The organism is Legionella sp. PATHC039 (genome assembly GCF_026191275.1).
Lineage (GTDB): Bacteria > Pseudomonadota > Gammaproteobacteria > Legionellales > Legionellaceae > Legionella > Legionella pneumophila.
Map to the genome: position 1 here is coordinate 1,152,045 of NZ_JAPHOP010000001.1, position 11,035 is coordinate 1,163,079.

Sequence of the window (11,035 nt, forward strand, 5' to 3'; positions counted from 1 at the left end):
GAAATTTAACTTTTCATTATAATTGCTGCCATGGGTATAGCGCAAGCAGAACAAGCAATAACATCAGGTGTGTAGTGCTGTTTTGATATAAAATTTCACTGCGATTACAAGGAGCTTAAACATATATCAGAAATCTTGCCACCATAGTTTGTCCTAGCTAATAAAGGATATTTTAACTTGGCTTCAAGGGTACTAATATTTTCATCAAGCATTAGCATGTCCTGATCCAGGCAATTAGCAATCCATCCTTGACATTTGATTTTATTTATTTCGAGCACTTCCTGGGTAAGCAAAGTGTGGTTGATGCAACCCAACTTCATGCCCACAACTAAAATAACAGGGATTCTGGTTAATTTTAAAAAATCAAGCCAAGTGTCCTGCTCATTCAGAGGAACCATTAATCCCCCGGCCCCTTCGATAAATAATTTCTTAATATCATTCAGTTGCAAATTAAGGCAATAATCAGCCACTTTATGGACATCAATACTTGCACCATCCTCCCTTGCTGATAAGTGCGGTGAAACTGGCAATCTAAATCGCCAGGGATTAATAATTTCTAAAGGCAAATGATTCTGTTGCTGGTGTAAAAGTGCATCAGAATTTACTAATTGATTTTCACTGTACTCACATCCGCTTGCTATAGGTTTTATCGCTGCCGAACTTGAAAAATAATTAACCAATTGATTGGTTACAAATGTCTTACCACAATCAGTGTCAGTACCCGTAACAAAATATCGTTTCATTTTATAAATTCATCCATCATTGTAATAAATAAATCGGTATGGGACAGAAAAGGCATGTGAGCTGCTCTGTTGAAGAGGACATACCTAAAATTCGGGTAATTTTTCTCCATAATTGCCATGGTCTTGGCAGGAGTAATCGGATCAAGTCTACCAAATAAGTAAACAGTAGGTATAGATATTTGTTTCAACTGCTCTCTAAAATCCCAGGTACCCAAAATTTCGAGACCAAACGCTAAGCCTTCTGGAGATGGGGGATTACCTATTTTAAAATCAAATTTCATCTTATTGAGTTGCAATGATATGAACTCTTTTAATGTCTTATTAATATCTTTAGATAAATTGTTATAAAAATTGACAAATACCTCCTCTGCTACTCCCGGCCAATCAATATCAGAGATAAAGCGAGGTGAAGAGGTTATATTTATCAAATACTGCAGTCTGGCAGGCTCTTCAATTGCTAAACGTGTTGCGTACAGCCCACCCATTGACCACCCTGCCAATGCAAATTTATCAGGTAATTGGTCAAGCAAATTCTTTTTAAAACTCTCCCAGTCCATCATTGGAGTCAATCCAAAACCAGGCAAATCGACCAAAATAATCTGATATTTAGGCTTAAGGTAAGGAATTATTGGTTGCCAGATTTGGCTATCAAATCCCCAGCCATGAAATAAGACCAAAGGCATACCTTGCCCATATTTATCGAGATGAATATTCATGTATTAAGTACAATTTATTAAATAACTCAATGATTTGTTCAATAGTATGCTTATAATTAATAATAATCCGTAAACCGGAAGAAGCACTGTTTACCGTTGGAGCTCTGATAGCAGAGCAATAAATTCCATCTTTTTTCAGTTCACTGGCATAATACAGTGCCTTATGAGGGCATCCTAACCTTAATTGCTGAATTGGAGTATCTGAATCCAGCCAATTTAAAGGCGAAGACTTTATCAATTCTTTGAATTGAGCAACTAGTTGGTTTAATTTTGCTCTTCTGGAGTCGGCAGCGGCTATTATCTCCAAGGTTTTGAGCAAGCCATAGCATAAAGCAGGACTAATAGCAGTTGAATAAACAAAAGAACGTGCCGTTTGCAACAAAGCATTTATCCAATCTTTTCGCCCACCAACCACAGCGCCCTGGGAAGCAAATGCCTTACCAAAAGGAATAACTCGCAAGGGAACCTCATTCTGTGTCAGCCCATGGCCTGGCACAGAGCCCATTCCTTGAGGTCCAATCACACCAAAAGCATGCGCTTCATCTACAAAGAACTCAGTGCCATTCTCTTTGCATAACGTACTAATCGTTGATAACGGCGCTATCTGCCCGCTCATACTAAAAATACCTTCTGTAATCAAAACAGAATCACCCAAATGAGATTTTAACAAGGCAGACAAAGCATTCATGTCATTATGTATGTAACGAGAGTAGGTTACTCGTGACAAAGCCAATCCATCATAAATTGATGCATGAACGCTTTTATCTATAAAACAATGTATTCCCAAACGCCCAAGCAAGGCCGTAATGGCCAAATTTGCACAGTAGCCAGAGGAAAATAAAAGACAATCATCTACTCCCAGCATTTCGGCAAAGGCCCTCTCAAGGGTTTGGTGGCTACTATGGTAGCCACTTAAAACCATCGAAGCACCACTTCCACAAGGATACAACTCATATCCCTTTTGATAGGCTTCAGCAATTCGCCTGTCTTCTGTGAGCGACAAATAATCATTAGAGTCAAATCGAATATAATCTATCTTATCCGTTTCTAAAATTTGTCTTGTACGCAATAATCCTTGTTCTTGCAGCAGTGCTGTGTACTCATTAATTTTTATATTAAGAGTCATTTATACCATCTCAGTCAAACCCAGTTTGTTAAAAAGAGTTTTGTCTTTGAAGCGCTGGGGATTATCTTCTGTCAATAATTTATCGCCAATAAACACAGAATTGGCTCCGGCAAAATAGCAAAGTGCTTGTAACTCGTCGCTCATTTCGGTTCGACCAGCTGTCAATCTAATAGCACTTTTAGGCATTAAAATTCTTGCTGTAGCAATGGTTCTTACCAATTCAATCCCCTCTACTCTCTCAGCTTGGGCTAAAGGTGTTCCTTCCACTGGAATTAAACGATTAATTGGCACACTTTCCGGGGGAGTTTCCATATTAGCTAATGTTAATAAAAATTCGATTCGATCTTCTCTGGTTTCCCCCAATCCTAAAATACCACCACAACATACATTAATTCCCGCTGAACGAACGTTATTTAAAGTATCTAATCGATCGCTGAATTTTCGAGTGGTTACCACCTTATCGTAATAAGATGGTGAGGTATCAATATTATGGTTATAATAATCCAATCCAGCCTCCTTTAAATGAGAGGCCTGTTCTTTGGTAAGCATGCCTAAAGTCATACAGGTTTCAAGCCCTAAAGACTTTACTCCTTCTATCATTTCTTTTAGCTGCGGAATTGCTTTATCAGGTGGACAACGCCATGCAGCTCCCATACAAAAACGTTTGGCCCCACCCTCCTTTGCTTCTTTGGCACATTGCAATACCTCTTCAACTGACATCAATTTTTCTTTTTCTACATGCGTTTTATAGTGACCACTTTGAGAGCAATAGCCGCAATCTTCTGGGCATGCGCCCGTTTTAATGCTTAACAAGGTTGCAAATTGTAAAGAATTAGGATCGTGATATGTCCTATGAATGGTATGTGCTTGATAAAGCAAATCATTAAATGGTTGTTGATAAATTGCTTCAATATCAGAAATTGACCACTGTTTATTTTCTTCAGACACGGCTACCCCCTTTAATTCAGAATAGTGAACATGATAAAGTCGCGCCTATACTTGTCAACCAAAATTTTTAAAATGGTAAACACAGATCAGCTTATTGCAAAAGACTTAAAGCACATTTGGCATCCTTGTTCACAAATGAAAGATTTCGAAACATTCCCCCCTATCGTTGTCAACAAAGCACAAGGTAGCTATCTCTATACCAATAAGGGCCCCGTGATTGATGCAATTTCCAGTTGGTGGTGCAAATCATTAGGGCATAGTCATCCAGCAGTGATAGCTGCTATCAAGAGCCAACTGGACTGTTTTGAGCATGTGATTAGTGCGAATACAACTCATCCTGCTGTAGTGGAATTAGCTGAAAAATTAAGCGAAATTACAGGAAAACAGCATGTGTTTTTTGCAAGTGATGGTTCCAGTGCTGTTGAAATTGCCATGAAATTAGCCATTCATGCTTCACAAATAAAAGGGCACAAAAATAAAAATCAATTCATTGCCTTAAAAAATGGCTACCACGGAGAAACTATTGGCACCATGAGTGTCAGTGATTTAGGGCTCTATAAGGCTCCCTATACATCGTTTGGTGTGCAATGCCATTTCATCGATGATATTCCCTATGTCTCAGGCCTTAAGGATCCCTTATGGACAAATTGTGATGCTTATTGGAATAACGTCGTACAACAATTGAATAAAATTTGCGATAAAGTTTGCGCGATACTTCTGGAGCCTATCATTCAGGGTGCTGGAGGTATGCTATGTTACAGTGCGGATTTTCTCTCAAGAATCTCGTCATGGGCTAAGGAAAAAGACATTTATTTAATTGCTGATGAGATTATGACTGGTATAGGCAGAACTGGAGAATGGCTAGCCTGTGATCATGCAAGGGTACAACCTGATCTGATTTGTCTATCTAAAGGATTAACTTCCGGCTCAATACCATTTAGCTGTGTCATGATTGACAGTGCCTTATTTGATCTTTTTTATGATGATTACCATACAGGGAAATCTTTTTTGCATTCACATACCTATAGCGGTAATCCACTTGCTATAGTCGCTGCTTTAGCAACTATTAAAACAATAGAACAAGATAATTTACTCATGCGTAGTCAGGAACTTGGTAAAATCATGTTTTCCTATATGCAGGATATAGCAAGGGACACTAGAAAACTTGTAAATGTTCGTGGTGTTGGAGCAGTTGTTGCGGCTGATCTCATAGAGAGCGGTCAAGCAAGAATTGGATTTAAAATTTATCAGGAAGCAATAAAACAAGGCGCACTGATTCGCCCGATTGGCAATACTCTCTATTGGTTACCACCTCTTAATACAGATAAAAAAATCATTGGGAAATTAGCAGAAATAACATTAAACTCTATAGAAGAAGCCTATAACAAAGCTCAAGGATATGAGTAAGGTTATTCACAAATTATCTTTATTTCTTTTTAAAAAATTTAAAATCATATGGATTCTCTTAACTATTGGTATCCTGATTTCAGCTGTTTACGCTAATTGGAATATTAACCAAAAAAGAGCTTATAAAGATTTAAAAGAAGTTGCAATCAATCTCAGTAACAACATAGATGGTTTTATCGAAGATCTACTTCAGGAAATCTATGCTTTGCCTGTATATGGGAAAAAAATTGTCGATTGTAAATCAGATTTATATCCATTCTTGGAACATATCACTCTGAATAATCCTAAAATTTCTGGTGTTATTATTAGTGACAACAAGCACAATCTATTTTGTTCAACTTTACCTAATAATAAAGATCTTATTGCAACACCGATTCGTTCACGTTCTATTATAGGCCCCTATAATTTACCATTATTTGACCAGCCCGTTTACCTGATCCAGCAAAAAATGGGCAATTACCTTATAGGTATTTTAGTTATTGCTTCTGTCTTAAAAAGTGAATTACAAACAGATAAAAATCAATCCACCTATATAGCCCTATATAATGAATATGAGAAAAAAAATATCTTTCGTATTCGATATACTGAGCAAAATAAAAACTGGGTATTAAGCAATACGCAAGAAACTGACACACAATATACCCCATTAAGTCTCGTTGCTATAGAAAAACTACAAAGCATAAATGGTGTTTCTGTCGTTGTTTCTGAAAACAATAAAACTATCCTTCATAACTTTTGGTATAGTCAAACAATAACCATTCTTATTGTTTTGATTTGTTCCTTTATTTTGTATGCCCTTATAAAAAATATGATGACTAAACGTTATTCATTGCAAGGCGCAATAAAACTGGCTATTAAAAATGAGGAGTTTTATCCGGTATACCAACCTTTGTTTGATTGTGATGAAGAACGATTCACAGGGGTTGAAGTGTTATTGCGATGGGAAAATGAAGACAGTCAAATCATTATGCCTGATTTTTTTATTGCTGAAGCAGAAGCAACAGGATTAATTGTGCCAATTACACTTCAAATCATAGAAATTGCCTTCAAAGAATTTAGATCTCTATTAGATGAACGCTCTTACTTCCACCTTGCATTTAACATTTCTGCACTACATTTCACAGATTCAGTATTTTTCAATCAATTCCATAATCTAATAGAAAAATATAATATTTCACCGCATCAAATAATTTTTGAAATTACTGAAAGAGAACTCCTCGACAAAAACGACATCACTTTTATCAATAAAATGCAAGAACTAAGGCAAGCAGGTTTTTCACTTGCTGTTGATGATTATGGGACTGGCCATGCCAGCATTAGTTATTTGCAACATTTTCCATTCAATTATTTAAAAATTGATAAATTATTTGTTCAAGCAATTGGTTCTAATGATATTATTGAATCATTAAATGACGCCATTATCCAGATGGCAAAAGGATTAAACTTAGTTACTATAGCAGAAGGCGTGGAAACAAAAGACCAAGCTAATTACCTGGCAAATAATGGTGTTCGTTTACAACAAGGCTGGTATTATTCCAAAGGGCTATCCATTGCTGAATTAACAGCCTTGCTTAAAGGAGAAAAAATATGAGGAATTATATTTTTTATGGTTTACTACTATTAATTGGTTTATCCCATCAAGGCTTTACTGCCCCAATGATGAAAAAAGGAAGTTACTGGAAATGTGTAACTTATGATAAAGCCAACAAAGCATGGACGGCGCAAAGCTCATACCGAAAGGTGGCTATCAATGTTACATTTGCCGCTTGCAAAAAAGAAAGCCAACTTCCTGCAACATGTAAGACATCCATATCAAATTGTGAAGGATTTATAAATGGAGTAAGCACCAGACCAATGTGGCGCTGCACAGCCATCGATATTACTGCCCAACCTTGGGAAAGTAATTTTTACCCAAATCGGGATGATGCCGCCTTAGCTGCCCAGGCCTATTGTAAAGAAAACAGTACACTACCTGCTACTTGTTATATTAATATGGTGACTTGTGCAAACAAAAATGAAGGAGCCCACTCAGATGGTCTATTCAGTGGGACTAACCGGTAATATTGCTAGTGGCAAAAGTACAGTCGCAGAATTTTTTTCCGAGCTAGGTATAAATGTTATTTATGCAGATAAAGTTGCCAAAGAATTAACTTCTAAAAATACACCCTGCTACCAGGATATTATTTCACATTTTGGTTCTTCAGTGGTTCTTGATAATGGTGAGCTTGATCGGAAGCGTATAAGAGATATTATATTTTCCAATTCAAATGAGCGCTTATGGCTTGAAAGTCTATTACATCCAGTCATCCGTAAAAAAATTGAAGAGCAACTCATTGTCTGCACTTCGCCCTATTGCCTTATTGAAATTCCTTTATTATTTAATAAACATCACTACCCTTATCTTCAAAAAGTTCTATTGGTTATTGCTCCCCTGGAATCTCAGCTAGACAGAATTATTAAAAGAGATCATTGCACAAAAAAGCAAGCATTAGCTATTTTAGCCACACAACCTAATATAGAGCAACGCTTGGAAGCAGCCGATGATGTGCTGATCAATGAATCTGGATTGAGTGAATTAAAAGCTAAGGTGAATAAGCTTCATCAAAAATATCTTAGGGAAGCAAAAATCAAACAGTAACAACAAATTTCTAGCAAAAGACCAGTTAATATATGGATTTTAAAGATTTTTTTATTTTCAACAACTTTTATGTTAGTCTTAACACAAAATTCACCTTAATAGCTTGATTTTTAGATTTGTTTATAAAAAACAATATTGTTTTTAAATAAACCCAGGAGCCCATTTTTACCCAATGTGCATCTATAAAAATTTAAATTGCCATTATTATAGGATAAAGCTAAGGATGGCCTTAATCTATGCATGACCATATGATAACGTTTCAACTAGCAACTCATTTTTTATCAAGAATTGCCTTGCGCCTGGAGTACCTTTTTAAAACCATTAATGAAGCTTGTAATGAGTCTCATGAGGTTATTCATCGATTTGCATTAAAGAATATAATTGAGATTGCTGAAATAGTTGAAAAGCCGGAATTAAAAAGCAGATTTATTAAAGAGTTAATTAGAATTGAGCATGTACTTAAAAAAGCCAATCTATTGAATCATAGTGAGTTATTTGATGATCTGGAAACACAAATTCATGTGTTAAATCATGTACCAGGTCGATTTAGTAACAAAATCCATGATGATGAATTTTTAAAAACTTTAAGACAAATACACCACCCCAATACTAAAGAATGCGAATTTAATTCCCCTCATTTGGTATTGTGGTTTGATTCAGATCCCCTAATGAGACAAAAAACAATTAGTCAATGGGTATCATGCCTGAAGGATCTGGAAGATACTGTAAAAATTTATTTGTCATTGTTACGAGGTGTTACTCAGTATACTCCCATTAGAGCAAATAATGGATTCTATCAGCATAGTCTTTCACCTAAATCACTTAACCATCTGATCTTGTTAAGAATAGATAAGAAATTGAAAATGATACCAAAAATCCAGTTAGGGCATCATAGTTTAACTATCAGGCTTTATGAGCTTGTCACTGGTCAAGAAATCAGAGATAAAACAATAGAAATGGAAATTGCATTTTGCCAAATATAGACGCCCTGTGCGCTATGCTGGCTTTGCGTTAAGGTGAGTCCGCATTAATTAAATTGTATAGTAATTCCTCCGCCAGTAAACGTTCACGCTCCATGTAAAGGGGCGTTTAATTATATTTGAATAGAAGTCCACTTTAGAAGGGCTTCCATGATAAATGTTAAGATATTATTTTTTTGTTGTTTGCAAGTAGCAATAACAGAAAAGATACGTTCAATAAAACGACTGCCTCGCTCAGATTGAGTTCCAAAAGTAAGTTTTTTAGAAATAACCAGAGGTCTGAGTTGACGCTCAGCGTGGTTATTTGTTGGAGGAACATTAGGTAGTTCAAAGAAGCTCCATAAGCTAGCAACAGACTCCCAAATATTAGTGCATGTTCTAGCAGTTGCTTTATGCGAACACCGAGCTCCTTCTCGTAAATGACGAAGTAATTTTGCTTTAAAATAACGAAACCTTTTTCTAGGTTTTTTAAACGAGAGCATGTTTGGGTCATACTCTGTTTTCCAGAACTTAAAAAGACGCTCATAAGCTTTAAGAAGCCTTTTTCCTATTTTTCCTGGCACTCCAGGGCGTTCGGATATTTTTTGAAAATCCCTTTTCAAATGAGCCCAACACACTTGACGATTCCTATCCGGCAAAAAATCATAAGCAGAATAACGATCTGTTACATAAATGTGGTTTCGAAAATCACCAATGAGTTCTTTAGCAATTTTCCTTCCTCGAGAACGCTCTAATTTGAAATAAGTCGCTTCCTGTGTGCTCATAATCCATGCCCAACCATTTTGGTAGCATTCTTTATGGCCTGTTTCATCTAAATGAATCACTGTTGCGTTTTGAACTTGGGCTTTAATTTCTTCATGAGCTTGCTCGAGTGATTGACTCACCGTGTGCTCAACATTCGATACACTTCCTAAGCAAATGGGCATTTGATAAACATCAGCAAACCAAGCATGAACCAAACGCTTACTCAGCCGGTATTTACTGGTCAATAAACTCACCATCGCTTGAGCTCTGGGACCAAATCCCTTACGACTCACGCCTTCAGGCAAATTGCCTTGATAGCGGCGTCGGCATGTTCTACAGCATCCAGTTTGAAGCTGGTATTCAATCACTTCATAACGGGGGGTAGGTAGTTCAAAAACTTGATGTCGTTCAAACTGACCTAAAACATCTAACTCTTTACCACAATCACAATGGCTTTGGGGTGGGCAAACAATCACTGAGTTGATTTTCTCTATAGGTACTAATGCACGTTGATGACCTTTATGTCCCGCTTGCCCTCCAGGTTTCCGACCACTCTTGGGCTTACTTTGCTTTTTCTTTTTAAGGTCTCGCGATGGTGGCAATGAGGAATTTTTCGAATTGGTATTCAACCGCTCTTTAAGGCAGGCATTTTCTTCTTTAAGCTCAACTATTATTTTTGCCAAATGGCCTATAGTCTCCAATGCTTCTTCCAAGCTCTTCGGAGTTAAATTGATTTGCGATAAATCAGCCATAAAATCAAAATGTTATATTTTGACTCCTTATAGCAATTTTCTAAACTAATAAAAACCCCTCCTCACAAAAATTATTAAAATTTATATGGTTATGTGACAAGGGGCGTGAACGTTTACCTCCGCCATAATAACGCTCAACACCATTCAAAAGGCCAGTGATACGTTGATTAACCTCAAAATCAATTGCAATATTCTTTTTAACTTGATAAAGAACTCCTGCATCAGTACTAAACCCGCTTCCTTCATCAGGTGCTGTTTTACTTTGTCCATAAATCTCAGCAAATAATGATATTTTATTTTTAGTCCACGATAAAATAAGATCTGGATTAACACTCGTATAACTTTGTCCACCATCGTAACTAGGCTCCGATTGAGAAGTAATACCCAAATTACCTGTAAGATTTAATTGGGAATTAAAGTTATAACTTAAAATTCCTATTACACCACCTCCTGGATTTGGACTACCAAAAGAAGCGCTGCCTGATGGAAATACAAATGTTCCGCTAGCAGTTATAACCCACTTATTGTTAAACCATAGAACATGATTGACAATAAGCTGAGTTTGACTAAAACCTATGCGTGGATCAACCGTCTGATTAATATAATTGGGTAACAACAAGTCTACCTCAAAATAACCAGGCAAACCTAACTGTATTGCAGCAGCAGGAAAATTATGCTGTACACCTTCCCCAATTAATTGCTGATATTGATATCCAGAGCTAATTAATACGTTTCTGGGAGGGACTACACAAGGATTAGTTGCAATACCGCCTCTTTCAAGAAAAGAGAGCATATCTGTTGGTTCACCACAAACTTTTTCATATGTTTGATAATCTGTAGCAGCTTTGATTTGAAGTGAGAATAGTAATAAAGAAAGGGTAAGTGTATAAATTCCATTTTGCTTAGTAATCATTTTTCTGTCCAATTGATTAACAATTAATTGAAATACAAAATCTAATCATTTACAAAAGGCTACTATCT

The 11,035-nt window shown here is 36.5% G+C and carries 11 protein-coding genes; 5 read left to right on the top strand and 6 right to left on the bottom strand.

Translation table 11 applies throughout. The features are described from left to right. Nucleotides 1-104: 104 nt before the first annotated feature. The 4 genes from bioD to bioB are packed head-to-tail and all read right to left on the bottom strand — an operon-like array spanning nucleotide 105 to nucleotide 3,533. Complete coding sequence (bioD, locus tag OQI99_RS05195) at nucleotides 105-743, bottom strand: dethiobiotin synthase (RefSeq protein ID WP_061514126.1); 639 nt, start codon at nucleotides 741-743, stop codon at nucleotides 105-107. After that, complete coding sequence (locus OQI99_RS05200; protein ID WP_061514127.1) at nucleotides 740-1,459, bottom strand: alpha/beta fold hydrolase; 720 nt, start codon at nucleotides 1,457-1,459, stop codon at nucleotides 740-742. Before OQI99_RS05200 ends, bioD begins: the two co-directional genes overlap by 4 nt. Next, nucleotides 1,440-2,585 (bottom strand): aminotransferase class I/II-fold pyridoxal phosphate-dependent enzyme, encoded by a 1,146-nt coding sequence (locus OQI99_RS05205; protein WP_265731466.1) that lies wholly within the window; start codon nucleotides 2,583-2,585, stop codon nucleotides 1,440-1,442. Before OQI99_RS05205 ends, OQI99_RS05200 begins: the two co-directional genes overlap by 20 nt. Then, a complete protein-coding gene (gene bioB, locus OQI99_RS05210) occupies nucleotides 2,586-3,533 on the bottom strand; it encodes a biotin synthase BioB (protein ID WP_027224978.1) in 948 nt (315 codons plus the stop codon). Nucleotides 3,534-3,605: 72 nt separating this feature from the next. Between bioB and bioA the strand changes: the two genes are divergently transcribed. The 5 genes from bioA (at nucleotide 3,606) to zapD (ending at nucleotide 8,561) form a co-directional block, all read left to right on the top strand. Continuing rightward, the gene (bioA, locus tag OQI99_RS05215; RefSeq protein ID WP_265731467.1) at nucleotides 3,606-4,940 is read left to right on the top strand and encodes an adenosylmethionine--8-amino-7-oxononanoate transaminase; all 1,335 of its coding nucleotides are present in this window, start codon (nucleotides 3,606-3,608) and stop codon (nucleotides 4,938-4,940) included. Beyond that, nucleotides 4,933-6,531, top strand: coding sequence for an EAL domain-containing protein (locus OQI99_RS05220; protein ID WP_061514129.1), 1,599 nt, complete (start codon nucleotides 4,933-4,935; stop codon nucleotides 6,529-6,531). The genes bioA and OQI99_RS05220 overlap by 8 nt, the downstream gene beginning before the upstream one ends. Continuing rightward, a complete protein-coding gene (locus tag OQI99_RS05225) occupies nucleotides 6,528-7,001 on the top strand; it encodes a hypothetical protein (protein WP_061514130.1) in 474 nt (157 codons plus the stop codon). The genes OQI99_RS05220 and OQI99_RS05225 overlap by 4 nt, the downstream gene beginning before the upstream one ends. Continuing rightward, nucleotides 6,973-7,578 (top strand): dephospho-CoA kinase, encoded by a 606-nt coding sequence (gene coaE / locus OQI99_RS05230; RefSeq protein WP_061514131.1) that lies wholly within the window; start codon nucleotides 6,973-6,975, stop codon nucleotides 7,576-7,578. Before OQI99_RS05225 ends, coaE begins: the two co-directional genes overlap by 29 nt. A 236-nt stretch (nucleotides 7,579-7,814) precedes the next feature. Next, nucleotides 7,815-8,561, top strand: a complete 747-nt coding sequence (gene zapD / locus OQI99_RS05235; RefSeq protein WP_027266501.1) for a cell division protein ZapD — start codon at nucleotides 7,815-7,817, stop codon at nucleotides 8,559-8,561. Between the two features lie 110 nt (nucleotides 8,562-8,671). Here the strand turns inward: zapD and tnpC are convergent, their stop codons facing one another. Next, entirely contained in the window at nucleotides 8,672-10,054 is a 1,383-nt protein-coding gene (gene tnpC / locus OQI99_RS05240; RefSeq protein ID WP_265731468.1) for an IS66 family transposase, read from the bottom strand. A 40-nt stretch (nucleotides 10,055-10,094) separates the two neighbouring features. Beyond that, nucleotides 10,095-10,967 (bottom strand): transporter, encoded by an 873-nt coding sequence (locus OQI99_RS05245; protein WP_241495227.1) that lies wholly within the window; start codon nucleotides 10,965-10,967, stop codon nucleotides 10,095-10,097. Nucleotides 10,968-11,035: the final 68 nt, after the last annotated feature.

What these genes read in the sequence shown, in the direction of transcription:
- OQI99_RS05200 (WP_061514127.1), bottom strand. Translation starts at nt 1,459, where the DNA reads ATGAATATTCATCTCGATAAATATGGGCAAGGTATGCCTTTGGTCTTA.
- tnpC (WP_265731468.1), bottom strand. Translation starts at nt 10,054, where the DNA reads ATGGCTGATTTATCGCAAATCAATTTAACTCCGAAGAGCTTGGAAGAA.
- OQI99_RS05225 (WP_061514130.1), top strand. Translation starts at nt 6,528, where the DNA reads ATGAGGAATTATATTTTTTATGGTTTACTACTATTAATTGGTTTATCC.
- bioD (WP_061514126.1), bottom strand. Translation starts at nt 743, where the DNA reads ATGAAACGATATTTTGTTACGGGTACTGACACTGATTGTGGTAAGACA.
- bioA (WP_265731467.1), top strand. Translation starts at nt 3,606, where the DNA reads ATGGTAAACACAGATCAGCTTATTGCAAAAGACTTAAAGCACATTTGG.
- coaE (WP_061514131.1), top strand. Translation starts at nt 6,973, where the DNA reads ATGGTCTATTCAGTGGGACTAACCGGTAATATTGCTAGTGGCAAAAGT.
- OQI99_RS05245 (WP_241495227.1), bottom strand. Translation starts at nt 10,967, where the DNA reads ATGATTACTAAGCAAAATGGAATTTATACACTTACCCTTTCTTTATTA.
- OQI99_RS05220 (WP_061514129.1), top strand. Translation starts at nt 4,933, where the DNA reads ATGAGTAAGGTTATTCACAAATTATCTTTATTTCTTTTTAAAAAATTT.
- zapD (WP_027266501.1), top strand. Translation starts at nt 7,815, where the DNA reads ATGCATGACCATATGATAACGTTTCAACTAGCAACTCATTTTTTATCA.
- OQI99_RS05205 (WP_265731466.1), bottom strand. Translation starts at nt 2,585, where the DNA reads ATGACTCTTAATATAAAAATTAATGAGTACACAGCACTGCTGCAAGAA.